Annotated in this window: 18 protein-coding genes; 8 read left to right on the forward strand and 10 right to left on the reverse strand. The window is 75.1% G+C overall.

From position 1 onward, the window contains the following. Positions 1–5: 5 nt before the first annotated feature. Positions 6–542, forward strand: a complete 537-nt coding sequence (locus tag IR170_RS10610) for a DUF402 domain-containing protein (protein WP_193662660.1) — start codon at positions 6–8, stop codon at positions 540–542. Here the strand turns inward: IR170_RS10610 and IR170_RS10615 are convergent. After that, the gene (locus IR170_RS10615) at positions 530–1,975 is read right to left on the reverse strand and encodes a threonine/serine exporter family protein (protein WP_193662662.1); all 1,446 of its coding nucleotides are present in this window, start codon (positions 1,973–1,975) and stop codon (positions 530–532) included. The genes IR170_RS10610 and IR170_RS10615 overlap by 13 nt on opposite strands. Positions 1,976–2,063: 88 nt before the next feature. On the opposite strand from IR170_RS10615, the gene IR170_RS10620 reads away from it, so the two are divergent. Continuing rightward, positions 2,064–3,191 carry a glutamate--cysteine ligase gene (locus IR170_RS10620; protein ID WP_251532473.1) on the forward strand — a complete coding sequence of 376 codons (1,128 nt, stop codon included), beginning with the start codon at positions 2,064–2,066 and terminating at the stop codon, positions 3,189–3,191. 24 nt (positions 3,192–3,215) lie between these two features. Here IR170_RS10620 and IR170_RS10625 read toward each other — a convergent pair whose 3' ends face one another. The 4 genes from IR170_RS10625 to IR170_RS10640 form a co-directional block, all read right to left on the reverse strand. After that, positions 3,216–4,316, reverse strand: coding sequence for an FUSC family protein (locus IR170_RS10625; protein WP_056865792.1), 1,101 nt, complete (start codon positions 4,314–4,316; stop codon positions 3,216–3,218). 60 nt (positions 4,317–4,376) lie between these two features. Continuing rightward, positions 4,377–4,709 (reverse strand): hypothetical protein, encoded by a 333-nt coding sequence (locus tag IR170_RS10630; protein WP_193662671.1) that lies wholly within the window; start codon positions 4,707–4,709, stop codon positions 4,377–4,379. Continuing rightward, positions 4,706–5,044, reverse strand: a complete 339-nt coding sequence (locus IR170_RS10635; RefSeq protein WP_193662727.1) for a hypothetical protein — start codon at positions 5,042–5,044, stop codon at positions 4,706–4,708. Before IR170_RS10635 ends, IR170_RS10630 begins: the two co-directional genes overlap by 4 nt. 169 nt (positions 5,045–5,213) lie before the next feature. After that, a complete protein-coding gene (locus IR170_RS10640; protein WP_251532476.1) occupies positions 5,214–5,867 on the reverse strand; it encodes an HNH endonuclease family protein in 654 nt (217 codons plus the stop codon). A 236-nt stretch (positions 5,868–6,103) separates the two neighbouring features. On the opposite strand from IR170_RS10640, the gene IR170_RS10645 reads away from it, so the two are divergent. Beyond that, positions 6,104–7,510 (forward strand): WS/DGAT/MGAT family O-acyltransferase, encoded by a 1,407-nt coding sequence (locus IR170_RS10645; protein ID WP_193662768.1) that lies wholly within the window; start codon positions 6,104–6,106, stop codon positions 7,508–7,510. An 18-nt stretch (positions 7,511–7,528) separates the two neighbouring features. On the opposite strand, the gene IR170_RS10650 is transcribed toward IR170_RS10645, so the two are convergent. Then, positions 7,529–8,707 (reverse strand): site-specific DNA-methyltransferase, encoded by a 1,179-nt coding sequence (locus IR170_RS10650; RefSeq protein ID WP_193662773.1) that lies wholly within the window; start codon positions 8,705–8,707, stop codon positions 7,529–7,531. A gap of 74 nt (positions 8,708–8,781) precedes the next feature. On the opposite strand from IR170_RS10650, the gene IR170_RS20310 reads away from it, so the two are divergent. The 3 genes from IR170_RS20310 to IR170_RS20315 all read left to right on the forward strand — a co-directional run bounded on the left by IR170_RS20310 (position 8,782) and on the right by IR170_RS20315 (position 12,645). Further along, on the forward strand, positions 8,782–9,684 hold the full coding sequence (locus IR170_RS20310; RefSeq protein ID WP_193662792.1) for a matrixin family metalloprotease: 903 nt from the start codon (positions 8,782–8,784) through the stop codon (positions 9,682–9,684). Between the two features lie 86 nt (positions 9,685–9,770). Further along, on the forward strand, positions 9,771–11,342 hold the full coding sequence (locus tag IR170_RS10660) for an alpha/beta hydrolase (RefSeq protein ID WP_193662794.1): 1,572 nt from the start codon (positions 9,771–9,773) through the stop codon (positions 11,340–11,342). 19 nt (positions 11,343–11,361) lie between these two features. Next, positions 11,362–12,645 (forward strand): phosphodiester glycosidase family protein, encoded by a 1,284-nt coding sequence (locus IR170_RS20315; RefSeq protein WP_193662797.1) that lies wholly within the window; start codon positions 11,362–11,364, stop codon positions 12,643–12,645. A 31-nt stretch (positions 12,646–12,676) separates the two neighbouring features. Here the strand turns inward: IR170_RS20315 and IR170_RS10670 are convergent, their stop codons facing one another. Continuing rightward, positions 12,677–13,141 carry a hypothetical protein gene (locus tag IR170_RS10670; RefSeq protein WP_193662799.1) on the reverse strand — a complete coding sequence of 155 codons (465 nt, stop codon included), beginning with the start codon at positions 13,139–13,141 and terminating at the stop codon, positions 12,677–12,679. A 71-nt stretch (positions 13,142–13,212) separates the two neighbouring features. On the opposite strand from IR170_RS10670, the gene IR170_RS10675 reads away from it, so the two are divergent. Continuing rightward, on the forward strand, positions 13,213–13,818 hold the full coding sequence (locus IR170_RS10675; protein ID WP_193662801.1) for a mismatch-specific DNA-glycosylase: 606 nt from the start codon (positions 13,213–13,215) through the stop codon (positions 13,816–13,818). On the opposite strand, the gene glgC is transcribed toward IR170_RS10675, so the two are convergent. Both glgC and IR170_RS10685 read right to left on the reverse strand, forming a co-directional pair. After that, entirely contained in the window at positions 13,815–15,059 is a 1,245-nt protein-coding gene (gene glgC, locus IR170_RS10680; protein ID WP_193662841.1) for a glucose-1-phosphate adenylyltransferase, read from the reverse strand. The two genes, IR170_RS10675 and glgC, sit on opposite strands and share 4 nt — an antisense overlap. A 38-nt stretch (positions 15,060–15,097) precedes the next feature. Then, the gene (locus IR170_RS10685) at positions 15,098–15,469 is read right to left on the reverse strand and encodes a DUF427 domain-containing protein (protein WP_056865784.1); all 372 of its coding nucleotides are present in this window, start codon (positions 15,467–15,469) and stop codon (positions 15,098–15,100) included. Between the two features lie 75 nt (positions 15,470–15,544). Here IR170_RS10685 and glgA point away from each other — a divergent pair, with 75 nt between their 5' ends. Continuing rightward, positions 15,545–16,747, forward strand: coding sequence for a glycogen synthase (glgA, locus tag IR170_RS10690; RefSeq protein ID WP_193662895.1), 1,203 nt, complete (start codon positions 15,545–15,547; stop codon positions 16,745–16,747). Here the strand turns inward: glgA and IR170_RS10695 are convergent. Beyond that, the gene (locus tag IR170_RS10695; protein ID WP_319805020.1) at positions 16,729–17,745 is read right to left on the reverse strand and encodes a cation diffusion facilitator family transporter; all 1,017 of its coding nucleotides are present in this window, start codon (positions 17,743–17,745) and stop codon (positions 16,729–16,731) included. The genes glgA and IR170_RS10695 overlap by 19 nt on opposite strands. Positions 17,746–17,767: the final 22 nt, after the last annotated feature.

The following is a 17,767-nucleotide window of genomic DNA, read 5'->3' on the forward strand; positions in this document are numbered from 1 at the left end:
GGCCCGTGCGACCGGCGCCGGGGCAGCCCGTCCGCATCGAGACCACCAAGTGGGGCGATCGGCCCCACTGGCGGATGGCGGGCGTGCACCTCGGCGCCGACGAGCACGGCGACTGGGTCGGCGTGCCCCGCGGCACCCACCACGCGCGCCCCGGCGCCGCCTTCGTCTCCGAGGTCGACACCGTCACCCTGCTGCCCGTCGCGACCGCGCAGTGGTGGGTCGCCACCTTCCACGCCCCCGGCACGTGGGCGTCGGTCTACGTCGACATCACCACGCCACCCCGCTGGCTCGCGGGGCCCGACGGCCCGGTGGTCACCGCCGTCGACCTCGACCTCGACGTGGTGCGTCGCGCCGACGGGAGCGACTACGTCGACGACGAGGACGAGTTCGCCGAGCACCGGGTGCGCTACGCCTACCCGCCCGAGGTCGTCGCGGCCGCCCGGGCGTCGTGCGACGCGGTGCACGCCGCGGTCGCCGCGCGCAGGGCGCCGTACGACGGGAGCGCGGAGGTCTGGCTCGAGCGGCTGGCTCAGCCCGGCTGAGCCGTCGACCCGGCCCCGTCGTCGCCCGTGACCCCCGTGGCGCCCGTGCTGCCGTCGTCGGCGTCCTCCGCGCGGGCCCGGGAGCGGCCGCGGCGCGAGGTCTGCGCCGAGGAGCCGGGGCGACGGCTGCGCACGCGCACCGGGCCGACCAGTCGCGGCCCCGAGAGCCTGACCTCGAGCTTCTGCGCCTCGCGCTTGAGGGGCTGGGCGACGTACTCCCCGAGGATGACGCCCGCGGCCAGCGCGATCGCGACCGAGGCCGCGGTGACCATGGCCAGCAGGCCCTCGGAGCTGTCGCGGCGCCCGCCCTCGGCCAGCAGCGTGAGGCCGCGGTAGATCGAGATCCCGGGCAGCATCGGCACGATCGCCGAGACCACGACCACCAGCGGGGGCACCCGCATCCGGCCGGCGACGGCGAAGGCGACGAGGCCGACGAAGAAGGCCGCGGTGCCGACCGACCACGCCCGCCCCAGGCCCGGCTGGGCCAGCGACGTCGAGATGCCCATGGCCACCGCGGCGATGCCCGCGATCGGGGCGAGGATGCGCCCCGGGGAGTAGGAGGCGAAGGCGAAGGCCGCAGCGGCCAGCGCCGAGCCCACGATCATCAGCCCCACGCTCTGGATGTCGACGCGGCCGGGGTCGATCTCGGGGATCTGGACACCGACCACGTTGGCCAGGCTGAGCCCGCCGCTGACCCCGGCGATGATGCCGGCCGTGGCCAGGATCGCCTCGGTCAGCCGGGCGCCGGCGGTGATGTAGAAGCCGGTCAGGGCGTCCTGGAGCCCGCCCATGAAGCCGACGCCGGCCAGCAGCATGACGATGTTGGCCGTGATGACCAGCGAGACGTCGATGCTCAGCGGGCTGGCCGCGGCGGCCGCGGCGATCAGCGTCGCGGCGCCCGCACCGGCGACCTGCTGGTAGAAGGCCGGCATCCGGCGCTTGGCCATGCGCAGCTGGAGCCGGTCGATGGTGACCGCGCTGAGCAGGGCCAGCACGACCACGGCCGCGTCGCCGCCGAGCTGCATCGCCACGCCGGCGCTCATCGCGGCCCAGGCCCCGGTGACGGCCCAGCGGGGCCGGTCGTGACCGGTGGAGACGATGCGGCCGAGCTCGGCCCGGGCCTGGCGCAGGTCGAGGTCCTCGCGTAGGACGTCGCGCACGAGGTGGTCGACGCGGGTGAGGTGCTGGTAGTCGATGACGCGCTGCTTGACCTGGCGCGTGGCGATCACCGGGGGCTCGTCGGGGCTGGTCTGGTGCGACATCTCCAGGGAGGTGAAGGTGATGTCGCACTCGGCCTGCCAGAAGCCGAGGGCGCGCGCCAGCGAGAGCATCGTCGCGGTCACGTCGGCCGCGCCGGCGCCCGAGGACAGCAGCACCTCCCCCACCCGGAGACAGAAGTCCAGGGTCAGGTTCAGCTCACGGTTCTCCGACATGGCCGCGATGCTCGCAGGGCCTGCCCCGGGCAGGCCAAACTCCGCCGCTGCGATCTGCCTCACGCCGGCCGTGTGGTTCGCTGGGCGCGTGCGCATCGACTTCCACGGGTCGCCGACCCCCACGCTCGGGGTGGAGTGGGAGCTCGCGCTGGTCGACAAGACCGACCGCGACCTGACCCACTGCGCCGCCGACCTCTCCGCCCTCGCCGGGCCCCGGCTGCCCCACCCCGAGCGGCTCCACAAGGAGCTGCTGCGCAACACCGTCGAGGCGGTGACGGGCATCTGTGACACCGTCGGGGACGCCGTCGAGGACCTCCGCGCCACCCTGGAGGCGGTCGTGCCGGCCGCCGACGAGCTGGGCGTGGACCTCTACGGCGGTGGCACCCACCCCTTCGCCTCCTGGACCACCCAGCAGCTCAGCGAGGGCCACCGCTACGAGGAGCTGATCAACCGCACCCAGTGGTGGGGCCGGCAGATGCTGATCTGGGGCGTGCACGTGCACGTCGGCCTGCCCGAGCGGCGCCGGGTGATGCCGGTGCTGTCGTCGCTGCTTAACCACTACCCCCACCTGCAGGCCCTCTCGGCCTCCTCCCCGATCTGGGCCGGGGTCGACACCGGCTACGCCTCCAACCGGGCGCTCATGTTCCAGCAGCTGCCGACGGCGGGGCTGCCCTTCCAGTTCGCGACCTGGGAGGAGTTCGAGCGCTTCGCCCGCGACCAGCTCACCACCGGCGTGATCGACGACCTCTCCGAGATCCGCTGGGACGTGCGGCCCGCCGCCCACCTCGGCACCCTCGAGAGCCGGGTGTGCGACGGCGTCTCCACCTTCTCCGACCTCGCGGCGCTGACCGCGCTCACCCAGTGCCTCGTGGTCGACCTCGACACCCGGCTGGCCGCCGGCGAGGAGCTGCCCACCATGCCGCCGTGGCACGTGCAGGAGAACAAGTGGCGCGCGGCGCGCTACGGCCTCGAGGCCATCGTGATCCTCGACGAGCACTCCACCGAGCGCCTGGTCACCGACGACCTGGCCGACCTGCTGGAGCGCCTCGCCCCGGTGGCGGAGCGGCTGGGCTGCTCCGAGGAGCTCGCCCTGGTCGGTGACATCCCCCGCCGGGGCGCCTCCTACCAGCGCCAGCGGGCGGTGGCCGAGCGCACCGGCGGCGACCTCGTGGCGGTCGTCGACTCGGTGGTGCAGGAGCTGCGCGCCGAGCTGTGACCCGGCCCGCCCGCCCCACCCGGCTCAGCGCGGCGGAGGGGGCAGCGCGTCGGTCGACTCCAGCTGCGAGAGCCCGGTGAGCATGAGCAGGTCGACGACGACGGAGCGCAGCTGGGCCAGCACGACCTCGGCGGTCATCTCCTCGGCGCGCTCGACCGAGCCGGTGGCCATGCCCACCGCCAGCAGCGCGGGCATCGCCGCGGTGGGCTGGCGGTCCTGGGTGAGCTCCTCGACCACCACGTCGACGGCGTCGGCGAGGTCGCGGGCCAGCGCGGAGTAGGAGGTGGGCACCGGTCGGCGGTGGTAGGCGGCGACCGCGACCTGGCGCACCAGCACCCGGGTGCTGCGCATCGCGCGGTCCATCGGGCCCACCAGCTCCGCCATGCGCCGGATGCCCGGCTTGTGCCGCACCCGGAACGGCGAGGACGCCACGATGGCCATGCCCTCGTCGGCCGCCGACTGGAGCTGGCGGATGAGCGCGTCGGTGCTGCGGGCGTCGTCGAGCAGGGCCATGCCGCGCTCGACCTCGCCGTCGACCATGACGTCGGCGGCGCCGCGCAGGAGCTCGGCGACCTTGCGCAGCACGACGGCGGCCTGCTCGCGCGGGCGCCGCAGCGCCGCCGCCGGCACCACCGTGGCCGCCACCAGGGCGACGCCGCCCCCGATGAGGGCGTCGGTCCACCGGGTCAGCGAGGCGCCCGACCCCGGCAGCAGGGCCACGACGAAGATCGACTGGATCGCGGCCTGGTTGACGAAGAGGGTGCCCGCGTCGAGCAGCACCGCTGCGGTCATGGCGAGGGCCACGATGAGCCCCAGCTGCCAGGCGCCGCCGCCGAGCCAGACGATGAGCAGGTCGGCCAGCAGCACCCCGATGGCCACGCCCGCCGTCACCTCCGCCACCCGGCGCAGCCGCTGGCCGTAGGAGGTGCCGAGGCTGACCACCGCGGCGATGGGCGCGAAGACGGGCACGTCGTGACCCAGCAGGTCGCTGGCGATGAGCCAGGCGACGGCGGCGGCCACCGCGCACTGGAGGATCTGCCAGCGCTTGGAGCGCCAGCGGGCGACCCGCACCCGCGCCGAGCTGCGCGAGCGGCTCCACACGAGGTCGAACGGCGGGGCCTCCATGGTCCTGATCGTGCCAGACCCCGAGGCCCCGCCGTGGCCGGAGCGGCGCGGGCGGACGACCTAGCGGTGGGCCCAGTCGAGGGCCTGCTGGAGGTCGGCGAGGTCGCGGTACCAGACCCGCACCTCGGTGCGGCAGCGCACCCGCGCGACCCGTGTGTCGTACTCCCCGCACTCGGCCGCGGCCTCGGAGTCGGTGGGCGGGTAGAGCGCGGTGCCGTCGTAGTGGTGGACGCCGAAGCCGTTGGCGGCGTCGCCGGTCACCTCGACGATGGTGTCGGGCGGCGGCTCCGCCGGCGCCTGGGTGCCGTTGCTGGCGCCCGGCAGCAGCAGGCCGACCCCTGCCACGGCACCGGCGAGGCCGACCAGGGCGGTGACCCGGGCCGGGGACCTCACGCCGCGCTCCGGGCCCACTTCAGCGCCTGCTTGGTGTCGGCGAGGTCGCGGTACCACGTCTTGACCTTGGTGCGGCAGCGCGCCTGCCCGATCCGGGCGGGGTAGTCGGCGCAGTCGTCGAGGGCCTCGCGCAGGCGCGGGGGGAAGGCGGAGCTGCCGTCGTAGTACTTGATGCCGAAACCGGTCTGGGCGTCGCCGGTGACCCTGACGATCGTGTCGGGCGCCGGCGGGGTGGGGTCGGCCTGGGCCGCGGCCACGCCAACGAGGGAGCCGGTGGTGGCGGCGAGCGTGAGGCCGGCCGCCGCGACGGCCAGGCGCAGGGTGGAGCTGGTCATGGTGTCTCTCCCGAGGGTCGCGCACCGGGGGGATCCGGTGTCGACGACGACGCTAGGGAGATCCGGGCCCCGCCGGGCCCGCCCGCGGCCGCCTGGGGAGGGACCGACGGGCGCGGGCGCCTGTGGACGACTCGTGGGCCGGCCCGGGTCGGGCAGGGTCCGGCCGGGGTCAGCGTGCGAGGGTGACGGTCAGCGTGGTGTTGGTGCAGCCGTCGGCCACGGAGGCCAGCGCCGCCTTCTCCGCCGCGTCGACGCTGAGCCGCCAGCGGTGCTTGACCGCGACGTACTCCGAGACGTAACGGCACACCTGCTGGGCCGGCAGCCACTCGGCGGGGTCCTGGTCGCTCTTGGCCTGGTTGACGTTGTCGGTGACCCCGACCAGCGAGCGGTGGTCGCCGAGGTCGTTGGCGTAGGCCTGGCGGGTCGCGCTCGACCAGGTGCGGGCGCCGGAGTCCCACGCCTCGGCCAGCGGCACCATGTGGTCGATGTCGACGTCGGAGGTGGCGGTCCACGACGCGCCGTCGTAGTAGGAGTACCAGCGCCCGCCCGACAGCGCGCAGCCCGAGCCGACCGTGACCGGGTCGTCGGCCTCGCTGATGAGCACCTCGTTGCGGGTGCTGCACCCGTCGCCGTCGGCGTCGATCCAGTGGGTGAACAGGTCGCGGGAGTAGCCCGTGCGCACCTCGGTGGCGGTCGGCAGGTCGCTGACGGCGGTGCGCAGCGGCGCGGAGTAGTCGGCGGCGTGCGCCGCGCTCGGCAGCACGACCGCGCCCGCGGCGAGGGCCGCGGAGACGAGGACGGAGGGCAGGAGACGGCGGACCACGAGGGCTCCCGGGAGTCGGAGGGACGGCGTACGTCGAGCCTGCGGCCGCCGCCGGGGCCCGGCAAGACCCGCGCGCGAGGACGAGGGGAACCCCTCAGCCGGGGTGACGCACACCGCCCTGCGGTCGCCGTCACTTCGCCGTGAGTTCACCGTTCACCTTGTGGCGGCCGTCACGGCGAGACATCCTGGCCCCCGGGCCGCCGCCGAGCAGCCCCCTGCCAGCGAAAGGCCCCCTCGTGGTCACTCCGATCGACCCCACCGCCACGGCGTTCCTGCTGGCCGAGAACCGTCACATGCCGATGCACGTGGGCGGGCTGCAGCTCTTCGAGAAGCCGGCCGGCGCGGGCCCTCACTACGTGCGCGAGATGTACGAGCAGATGCGCGACGTCGAGGAGATCGCACCGCTCTTCCTCAAGCGCCCCCACCGCTCGCTGCGCACCGCGGGCCAGCTGGTGTGGGTGCCCGACGAGGACTTCGACGTGGAGCACCACGTGCGCCACAGCGCGCTGCCGGAGCCGGGCCGCTACCGCGAGCTGTTCGAGCTGTGCTCGCGGCTGCACTCCACGCGCCTGGCCTGGGAGCGCCCGCTGTGGGAGTCGCACGTCATCGAGGGCCTGGCCGACGGCAAGGTGGCGCTCTACACCAAGTCGCACCACGCGCTGGTCGACGGCGTCTCGGCGATGCGCCTGCTCCAGAGCGTGCTGGGCACCGACCCCGACGAGCGCGACATGCCCGCGCCGTGGGGCTACCGCCCGCCCACCCGGTCGAAGGCGCTGGCCACCACCCGCGACCGCAGCCTCGCCGAGCTGCCGCTGCGGGCGGCGCGCACGGCGCTGGGCATCAGCGCCGAGGCCGCGGGCATGCCCTCGGCCCTGGTGCGGACCCTGGCCCGCGGGGTGCGCAACGAGACGACCACGGTCTCGCTGCGCACGCCGCGCACGATGTTCAACCGCCCGATCACGGGCGCCCGACGCTTCGCGGCCCAGGACTGGCCGATCGAGCGGCTGCACGCCATCGGCCGGGCCACCGGCACGACCCTCAACGACGTGGTGCTCGCGATGTGCAGCGGCGCGATGCGCGCCTACCTGCTCGAGCTCGACGCGCTGCCCGACCAGCCGATGGTGGCGATGGTGCCGGTGGGGCTGAACGCGAAGTCCTCCCACATCGCCTCCGCCGACGGCGGCAACGCCGTGGGCGCGGTGCTGGCCCAGCTGGCCACCCACCTCGAGGACCCGGCCGACCGGCTGCGCAGCATCCACCGCTCCATGGTCGACGGCAAGGAGGCGCTGTCGTCGATGACGCCGACGCAGATCATCGCGATGACCGCGATGGGCCAGGCGCCGGCGATCATCCCGCCGCTGCTGCGGATGCAGGGCATCGTCCGCTCGCCCTACAACCTCATCATCAGCAACGTGCCGGGCCCCCGCACGACCCACTACTGGAACGGCGCGCGGATGACGGGGGTCTACCCGCTGTCGATCCCGATCAACGGCATGGCCCTCAACATCACCTGCACCTCCTACGACGGCCAGATGGCCTTCGGCCTCACCGGCTGCCGCCGCACCGTGCCGCACCTGCAGCGGCTGCTGACCTTCCTCGAGGACGAGGTCGCGGCCCTGGAGAAGGCCGCCGGCGTGGAGTGACCCGGGGTCGGCCACGGGTCAGGCGGGCGGCTCGATCCGCTCCTCCAGCCCGCCGCCGACGGTCTCGGCCACGGCGCGCAGCCGCGCCCGGGTGATGTCGGCGACCGTGACCAGGCCCGCGGCGTGGGCGTTGGACCCGACGCGGGTCGGCGCGGCCACGTCGACGCTCGTGCAGGCGCGGCTGCCGCCGTCGGCGGCGTTGGCCAGCGCCACCGCGTGGCCGGTGGTGCCGCTGCCGGCGAAGAAGTCGAGCACCCGCGCGTCGGCGGGCATCGTGGCGAGCACGCGGCGCAGCAGGCCGGTGGGCTTCGGCGACTCGAAGACGTGGCCCACCAGCTCCTTGAGCTCGGCCACCGCGGTGTCGGTGGAGCCCACCTCCTCGGCCAGCCAGATCGTGGTCAGCTTCTTGCGCCGGCCCGGGTGCAGCCAGTCGCGCTGGAAGACGTCGACCCGCGGGCCGCGCACGCCGTTGACGGTGCGGCAGACGAGGTCGTCGGGGCGCTGGTCGATGAGGGGGCGGCTCCAGCGCCAGACCGCGGGCCGGCCGTCGCCGAAGACGGGCTCGATCTCCACCGCGCCGTCGAAGGGGGCGGTGGCGACGCGGCCGGTAACCGGGTCGCCCCACACCGCGAAGTGCAGCGTGCGGGAGGTGGTGGGGTTGAACTTCTTGTTGGTGTTGCGCAGCGGCAGGTGCCGGAAGCGCCGCCCCGTCGCGGCGTCGGTGAGCGGGAAGTCGCGCTCGTCGACGGTGTCGGGGCTGCTGGCCTGCAGCACGCAGCGGCGCGGGTCGCGGGCGTAGACCAGGAGGTACTCGTGGCTGGTGGCGAAGCCGCCGCCGAGCTGGCGGCCCTTGGGGTTGAGGTTGACCACGACCTGGGCCAGGAAGCCCTCCTCGCCCAGGACGTCGTCGAGCAGCAGCCGCAGGTGGGCCGCCTCGTGGTCGTCGATGCTGACGAAGAGCGCCCCGGTGTCGGCGAGCACGTCGCGGGCCGCCTCGAGGCGGGGGCGCATGAAGGCGGTCCAGGCGGCGTGGCGGCCCTCCCCGGGCGCGCCGCGGCGGTCGTCGGCGTAGGCGAAGGCGTGCCCGGTGTTGTAGGGCGGATCGATGTAGACCAGGTCGAAGACCTCGCCGCGCGCGGCGCACGCCCGCAGGACGGCGAGGTTGTCGCCCTCTACGAAGGTGTTCCACACCGGCACGCCGCCGACCCTAGTGCGACACCGCTGCGCCCGTCCGGCCACGCCGGTGTGGAGCGCCGGGTGAGAATGGCGCCGTGGGGTTCTCGCAACGACGCGCGCAGCGGCGCTGGGCCAGGGAGATGGAGCGGCGCCTGCGCGAGCTCGACCGTCTCGACCAGGCCCACGGCCTGGGGGCGAGCCCGACCCACCGTCCCGTCCGGGAGCCGTGGGGCGCGCGCCGGCGTACGTCGGGGCCGCGCCGCGAGCGCCGCGCCCACGGGCCGGTGCTGCCGGGGCTGCTGGTGGCGGTCGTGGTGACCACGCTGCTGCTGATGCGCGACCCGGGCGCCTTCGGCAACCGGATGCGCGACCTGCTGGGTCGCAACGACCGGCTGGGCGACCTCGTGGGCGTCGAGGACACCGGCGGGTCCTACGACTTCAGCCTCACCCAGCGCGGGGGCCGCCAGCCGGTGAGCTGGAACCCCTGCGAGCCGATCACCTACGTGGTCAACCCCGAGGGGGCGCCGGAGGGCTGGGAGGAGCTGGTCTCGGAGTCGGTGGCCGAGATCGAGGGGGCCACGGGCTTCCGGTTCAGCGACGAGGGGGTGACCGACGACCGCGACTTCGAGCGGCGCGAGAGCCTGCTCGGTCGGCCCGCGCCGGTGCTCATCGGCTGGTCCGACGCCGAGGAGGTGCCGCGCCTGGCCGGCGACGTCGCCGGGCTCGGCGGCAGCGCGACCAGCCAGGGCCTGGGCCGGCGCTACTACGTCACCGGCATGGTCGCCCTCGACACCGACGTCTACGACCGCCTCGCCGACGAGCCGGGCGGGCGCGAGCAGATGCGCGCCATCCTGGTGCACGAGCTCGGCCACGTCGTGGGCCTGGGCCACGTCGACGACCCCGAGGAGCTGATGAACGCCGACAACCTGGGGCGCACCACCCTGGGCGAGGGCGACCGCGAGGGTCTGGCCCGCCTGGGCTCGGTGCCCTGCTCCTGAGGCGGCCGGCCCCCGTCGGTCCGGCGGCGCGTGACGTCGGTCTCGTTCGCGCGTTGAGGAGGCGTCGTCACCTCCGAGGAGCACCCATGAGCCGTCGCACCGTCCGCACCGCCCTGCTCACCGCCGCCGCCGCCGCCGCGGTGGCCGCGCCGGTGCTCGCCGTGCCGCACTCCCCCCTGACGGCACCGGCGGCCGCGGCCGCCGCCCAGGTGCGGGTCGACGACGGCTGCCTCGACAGCGTGCCCGAGCCGGGCTCCACCGAGCCGGTCGCGATCTGCTTCACCGTCTTCCGGCCCGCCGACGCCAGCCGGCGCGACCCGGTGCCGATGGTGGTGCACAGCCACGGCTGGGGCGGCAGCCGCACCACCGACCCGGCGGCCTTCGCGGCGTTCACCGACGCGGGCTACGGCGTGGTCTCCTTCGACCAGCGCGGCTGGGGCGAGTCGGGCGGGCAGGCCCACGTCGAGGACCCGGCGCTCGAGGGCACCGACGTACGCCGCCTCGTGCGCATGGTCAGCCGCCTGGCCTGGGTCGAGCAGGACGGCCCCGGCGATCCCCGCCTCGGTGCGATCGGCGGCTCCTACGGCGGTGGCTACCAGTTCGTGGGCGCCTTCGAGGAGCTGCGCCTGCGCGGCGAGCCCGTCTTCGACGCCCTGGCGCCCGAGATCACCTGGCACGACCTGGGCCAGAGCCTGGCCCCCGAGGGCGTCGTGCGCACCGCCTGGGCGGCTGCCCTCGCCGCCGCAGCCCTGCCCAGCGACGCCCTGCCGCCCGCGGTCTACAAGGCGCTGGTGGAGGGCGCGGCCACCGGCGCGTGGCCCGACGGCTCCCTGCCCGGAGGCGAGGACCTCGAGGCCGACTTCGCCGACAACGGCCCCCGCTTCCACGTGCGCCAGGGGCGCCGCCTCGACATCCCCGTGCTCCTCGGTCAGGGCACCACCGACTCCCTCTTCCCGCTCGAGCAGGGCCTGCGCACCTTCCGCTCCGCCCTCACGCAGCGGGCACGGGAGCGCAGCATCTTCGTGGGCTACAACGGCGGCCACGTGCTGCCGGCCCTGCTCCCCCGCGGCGTCGACGTCACCTCCGACCCGTGCAGCGAGAAGCTGGCCGGCGGCGACTTCACCGCCCTGACCCTCCGCTTCCTCGACCACGCGCTGCGGGGCGGGCGGCGCACGCTGGAGGGCTACGGCCGCTACCACCTGGCCACACCGGCGAGCACGTGCGTGAGCACCGGGTCGGTCCGGGCCACCACGACCTACGACGTGGGCACGGTGGCCACCTCCACGGCCCTCGGCGTGCCGGTCGCGACGCCGGTCGCCGAGGGACCGATCACGGTGGCGGGCACGCCGTACCTCACCGCCGACGTCACCGCCCCGGGCGTGGGCAGCCGCGCCTTCTACGGCCTGGCGGTCGGCACCTCCCCGGCCGACGCCCGGCTGGTGCAGAACAACGTTCTGCCGCTGCACGAGCCGACCCCCGTCACGGGTGCCGCCCGGCGCATCGCCCTGCCCTCGGTGGCGGTGCGGGTGCCGCGCGGTCAGCGGCTCTACCTGCTCGCCTCGCCGGTCAGCGACGTGTTCGCCGGCACGGGCAGCCGCACCCCGGGACTGGTGGTGCTGGAGGGAACTGTGGTGCATCTGCCCCGCAAGCACCGGTGAGAGGCTTAGCCTTCATGCCGTGCGCGTCTCCCGACCCCTGGCTGCCGCGGCGCTGAGCGGGCTGCTCGCCCTCGGCGCCCCGGCCCTGGCGACCCCCGACGACCCCGCTCCCGCCGGCTCCGTGAGCCCTGCCGCGAGCCCCGCCGGGGCCCCGGCGACCCGGCCGGGCACCGCCGCCGGCGAGGGCCGCGACCGGCAGACCTCCGACGGCTTCGCCGGCACCCTGGCGGCGCCCGTCAGCCCCGGCGAGCGCCGCCTCCTCACCCGCAGCGTCGTCTCGGTGCGCCAGGTCGCCCCCGGGGTCGAGCTGCGGGAGTGGAGCCAGACCGACGCCCGCGGCCCGGTCCGCGCGCACCTGCTGGTGGTCGACCCCTCGGTGAGGGGGGTGGGCCTCGACTACGCCAACCCCGGCCGGGTCGCCGCCACCGAGACCGTGCTCGACATGGCCCAGGACCGGCCCGCCGCGGTCGGCGCCGTCAACGGCGACTTCTACGACATCGGCCGCACGGGCGCCCCGCTCGGCGTCGGCCGCTCGCAGGCCGGGGGCGTCATGAACGCCCGTGCCTCGGGGTGGAACTCCGCCTTCTACCTCGGCGCCCACGGCGCGCCCCACATCGGCACGGTCCGCCTGCGGGCCTCGGTCGTCGACCGCCCCGGCATCGACGTCACCAACCTCAACTCGCACTTCGTGGCTCCCGGCGGGGTCGGGATCTACACGCCCCGGTGGGGTCGCTCGCCGGGCTACCAGGTCGTGCAGGGCCAGCAGGAGGACGTGCGACTCGTCGTCGTGCGCGGCGGCCGGGTCGTCGCCAACCGCACCCGCCTCCAGCCCGGGGCCAGGATCGACGGCCGGCTGCTCGTCGGGCGCGGCGACGGGGCCCGCTCCCTGCGCGCGCTGCGGGTCGGGACGCCGGTGCGCACCACCTGGTCGCTCGAGGGCGCCCCGCGCATGGTCGTGACCGGCAACAAGTTCCTCGTCGACGACGGGGTGGTGCAGGTCGTCGACGACCGCGAGATGCACCCGCGCACGGCGGTGGGCATCGACTCCGACACCGGCGAGGTGCTCGTGCTCGTGGTCGACGGCCGCTCCCAGCAGAGCCGCGGCCACACCATGGTCGAGCTGGCCGACCTCATGATCGACCTCGGCGCCGACGAGGCGCTCAACCTCGACGGCGGTGGCTCCTCCACCCTCGTGGCCGAGCAGGGCGACGGCGGGCTGGCGGTCGAGAACGAGCCCTCCGACGACTTCCAGCGGTCGGTGGCCAACAGCCTCCTGGTCACCTACGCCGCGCCCCGCGGCTGACCCGGTCCGGCCGGCGCGGTCGTCGGCCGGCTCAGCCGTCGGCCCGGTCGTCGGCCCGGTCGTCGACCAGCACCAGCGCCACCGTCGTCACCGGCGCCAGGCACTCCCGACCCGTCGCGGCGGCGGGGACGGCCTCGAGCCGCAGCCCCTCACCGGCGCCCTCCACCGCGACGTCCTCGGCCGGCTCGCAGCCCACCGCCACGACGCCGCCGACCAGCTCGCTCCCCTGCGGCACGTCGGTGCCCTCGACCGCACGGCGCACCTCGCCCACCAGCGGCCCCCGCAGGTCGGCGACCAGCGCGGCCACGTCGCCCGGCTCGCGCAGGCGAGTCGGCTCCGCCTCCGCCCGGCCACCCGCCGCCGTGGCGCTCAGCAGCGCGACGACCTCGGGCTCCGCAGCCGTGCGGACCGGGTCGGCGGCCGACCCCGAGGTCTGGTCGTCGGCGCAGCCCGACGCGAGCACGAGCACGGTCAGGGTCCCGAGGAGGAGGCGCATGGTGCTCCGACGGTAGCCCGCGGCGCGGGGTTCCCGCGGGCAGCGCGGCGCCGGCGTGGCAGGCTCGGCGCGTGAGCCCGCGGCAGACCTTCACCCGCGCCGAGCTGGAGGGCTTCCGCGACGCGGAGGTGCCCGACGTGCTCGGCGACGACGCGCACCCGGTGCGGCTGCTCGTGGTCGGGATCAACCCCGGCCTGTGGACCGCGGCGACCGGCACGCACTTCGCCCACCCGGGCAACCGGTTCTGGCCCGCGATGCTTCGCGCCGGGGTGATCGAGCACCCCGTCGACCCGGCCGCGGGCTTCACCGACGTCGACCGCGACCGTCTGCGCGAGCGCGGGATCGGGCTGACCAACCTCGCACCCCGCGCGACCGCCAAGGCCTCCGAGCTCGGCGCCGCAGAGCTGCGCGCCGGAGCCGAGCGGCTCACGGCGCTGGTCGAGAGGGTGCGCCCCCGCGTGGTCGCGGTCGCCGGCGTCACGGCCTACCGCACCGCCTTCGCTCTGCCCCGTGCGCAGCAGGGCCGCCAGCCCGAGCCCCTGGCCGGCGCACAGCTGTGGATCGTGCCCAACCCCAGCGGGCTCAACGCCCACGAGACCACCGAGACCCTCGCCGTGGCCTACGCCGAGCCGGCGCGGGCCGCGGGGCTGCTCGCGGACCCGCCGCCCGCGACCTAGGCCGGGAAGGGCTGGTCCTTGCCGAGCACGGTGAGGCCGTCCTCGACCACGAAGCCCCGGGCCCGGTCGGCCTCGGGGTCGACGCCGACCTGCGCGCCCGCGGGCACCACGACGTTCTTGTCGAGGATGGCGTTGCGCACGACCGCGCCGGCGCCGACCTGCACGCCGTTGAGCAGCACCGAGCCGCTGACCTCGGCGCCGGACTCCACCCGCACCGCGGGCGAGAGCACCGAGCGGCTGACCGCGCCGCCGGTCACCACGGCCCCGGGCGAGAGCACGGCCTCGTCGACCTCGGCCTTGGTGCCGTCGCCGCCCTGCACGATCTTGACCGGGGGCTGCGGGCCGTAGGCGGTGTAGATCGGCCAGTCGAAGTTGTAGAGGTTGAAGACCGGCAGCGGGGAGACGACGTCCATGTGGGCGGCGTAGTAGGACCCGAGCGTGCCGACGTCGCGCCAGTAGCCGCGGTCACGGTCGGTCGCGCCGGGCACGACGTTGTCGCGGTAGTCGTAGACGCCGGCCTGGGAGCGGCGCACGAAGGCCGGCACGATGTCGCCGCCCATGTCGTGCTTGGAGCCGGGCGTGGTGGCGTCGCGGGTGACGGCCTCGACGAGCGCGTCGGCGTCGAAGACGTAGTTGCCCATCGAGGCCAGCACCTCGCCGGGGCTGGAGGGCAGCCCCACCGGGTCGGTGGGCTTCTCGAGGAAGTCGCGGATGCGGCTCGGCTCGTCGGGCACGACGTCGATCACGCCGAACTGGTCGGCCAGCGAGATGGGCTGCCGGATCGCCGCGACGGTGCAGGCCGCGCCGCTCTCGACGTGCTGGGCCACCATCTGGGAGAAGTCCATGCGGTAGACGTGGTCGGCCCCGACCACGACGACGATGTCGGGCTTCTCGTCCTTGATGAGGTTGAGCGACTGGTAGATCGCGTCGGCGCTGCCGAGGTACCAGTGCTTGCCCACGCGCTGCTGGGCCGGCACCGGGGTGACGTAGTTGCCGAGCATGGTCGACATGCGCCACGTCTGGGTGACGTGACGGTCGAGGCTGTGGCTCTTGTACTGCGTCAGCACCACGACCTGGAGGTAGCCGGAGTTGACGACGTTGGACAGGGCGAAGTCGATGAGGCGGTAGATGCCCGCGAAGGGCACCGCGGGCTTGGCCCGGTCGGCGGTGAGCGGCATCAGTCGCTTGCCCTCACCGCCGGCGAGCACGATGGCCAGGACCTTCTTGCGGGAGGCGCTCATGGCGTCACCGTAACGCCCCGGACCCCCGGCTGGGCAGGTCAGCCGACGCGCACGTCCACGACGTCGGGGTAGAAGGCGACGTGACCGGCGATCTCGGCGACCGCGGGGTAGGGCGCGTCGTAGGTCCACACCTTGTTCTCCAGCGTGCGGCCCCCGACCACGAGGCTGTAGTAGCCGGCCTCGCCCTTGTAGGGGCAGTAGGTGGCGTGCTCGGTGCGGGTCAGCACGAGCGGGTCGACGTCGCCGATCGGCACGTACTGCACGGGCGGGTAGCCCGCCTCGGCCAGGCTGAGCGCGGCGTCGGTGCGCGCGACCACGTGGCCGTCGACGCTGACGGTGACGGGCTGGCCGGTGGCGGTGACCGAGATCGGGTGGCTGGCGTCGGGGACCTTCACGGGGCGGGTGCTCATGCCCGCCCCAACTCGGCGTCCACGGGCGCTGTTCCCGCGCGGCGTGTCGCCCCCGGGGCGAGTAGGTTCCTCTGCGTGCGAGTCGACGTCCTGAGCAAGGAGTACCCCCCGGAGATCTACGGCGGGGCGGGGGTGCACGTCGCCGAGCTGGTGCGTGCGCTGCGCGCGATGCCCGACGGACCCGACACCCGGGTGCACGCCTTCGGCGCCCCGCGCGAGGAGCCCGGCACCTCGTCGTACGCCGACCTGGGCGAGCTCGCCGGCGCCAACCCGGCCCTGCGCACCCTGGGCGTGGACCTCGCCATCGCGCAGGGCTGCGCCGGCAGCGACCTGGTGCACTCCCACACCTGGTACGCCAACATGGCCGGCCACCTCGCCTCGCTGCTGCACGGCGTGCCGCACGTCGTCTCGGCGCACTCCCTGGAGCCGCTGCGGCCTTGGAAGGCCGAGCAGCTCGGGGGCGGCTACGCCCTGTCGTCGTGGGTCGAGCGCACCTCCTACGAGGCGGCGGCCGCGGTGATCGCGGTGTCGGCCGCGATGCGCGAGGACGTGCTGCGCTCCTACCCCGCCGTCGACCCCGACCGCGTGCACACCGTGCACAACGGCATCGACACCGACCTGTGGTCGCCCGTGGACGCCCCCGACCGGGTGCGCGCCCAGGGCGTCGACCCCGACCGGCCCTCGGTCGTCTTCGTCGGCCGGATCACCCGGCAGAAGGGGCTGCCGCTCTTCCTGCGCGCGGTGGCGCAGCTGCCGCCCGAGGTGCAGATCGTGCTGTGCGCCGGGGCCCCCGACACCCCGGAGATCCAGGCCGAGGTCGAGACGCTGGTGGCCGGCCTGGCCGCCGAGCGCGACGGCGTGGTCTGGATCCGCGAGATGCTGCCGCGCGCCGACGTGGTCGCGCTGCTCAGCGCCGCCACCGCCTTCGCCTGCCCCTCGATCTACGAGCCGCTGGGCATCGTCAACCTCGAGGCGATGGCCTGCGAGACCGCGGTGGTGGCCACCGCGACCGGCGGCATCCCCGAGGTCGTCGTCGACGGCGCCGGCCCCGACGCCACGGGCCGGCTCGTGCCGATCGAGCAGGCCACCGACGGCACCGGCACGCCCCTCGACCCCGACCGCTACGTCGCCGACTTCGCCGCGGCGCTCGTCGAGGTCGTCTCCGACCCCGACCGGGCCGCCGCGATGGGGCGCGCGGGCCGGCAGCGGGCCATCGAGTCCTTCAGCTGGGGCGCCATCGCGGCCCGCACGGTGGAGGTCTACCGCTCGGTGCTCTGAGCGGCCCCGTCGAGGGCCCGCGGGCTGACGTGCAGGGTCGCGGTGTCGAGCCGCGGCACGTCCTGCAGCAGCCGACGCTCCGCGTCGTGGGCGATGTCGTGGGCGGCGGTCAGGTCGAGGTCGCGCGCGACCACCACCCCGGCCTCGGCGCTCACGCGGTGGCCGACCCAGCGCAGCCGGAGGTACTCCACCTCCACGACACCGCGGGTCGAGCGCAGGGCGTCGGCGGCCCGCTCGGTCAGCGCCGGGTCGACGGCGTCCATCAGCCGCCACAGGATGTCGCGTGCGGCGGTGCGCAGGACGAGCAGGATGGCCACGGTGATGACCAGCCCCACCAGGGGGTCGGCCAGCGGGAAGCCCGCCACCACGCCGAGCGCGCCGAGCACGACGGCCAGCGAGGTGAAGCCGTCAGTGCGGGCGTGCAGGCCGTCGGCGACGAGCGCGGCCGACCCGATCCGGCGACCGACCCGGATCCGGTAGGCCGCCACCAGCTCGTTGCCGACGAAGCCGACCAGGCCGGCGGCCACCACCACCCAGGGGTGGCTCAGCGGCGCGGGGTCGAGCAGGCGCCGCACCGACTCGTAGCCCGCGAGCACGGCGGAGCCGGCGATCATGACGACCACCACGATGCCGGCGAGGTCCTCGGCGCGGCCGTAGCCGTAGGTGTAGCGCGAGGTCGGCCGGCGCCGCCCGAGCGCGAAGGCCACCCACAGCGGCAGCGCCGTCAACGCGTCGGAGACGTTGTGGATGGTGTCGGCCAGCAGCGCCACCGAGCCGGTGACCGCCACGAGCGCCGCCTGCACCGCGGCGGTGAGCAGCAGGACGACCAGGCTGACCTTGACCGCCCGGATGCCCTCGGCGCTGCCCTCCAGGGCGCTGTCGACGGAGTCGGCGGCGTCGTGGCTGTGCGGGTGGAGCAACTCCCGCACGGCGCCCCGCAGGCCGCCGGCGTGGCTGTGGTCGTGGCTGTGGTCGTGGCTGTGGTCGCGGTCGTTCACGGGCTGCCTCTCGTCGCGGCGG

Origin of the sequence: Nocardioides kribbensis (assembly GCF_015070375.1) — a bacterium.
GTDB classification, from domain to species: domain Bacteria; phylum Actinomycetota; class Actinomycetes; order Propionibacteriales; family Nocardioidaceae; genus Nocardioides; species Nocardioides kribbensis.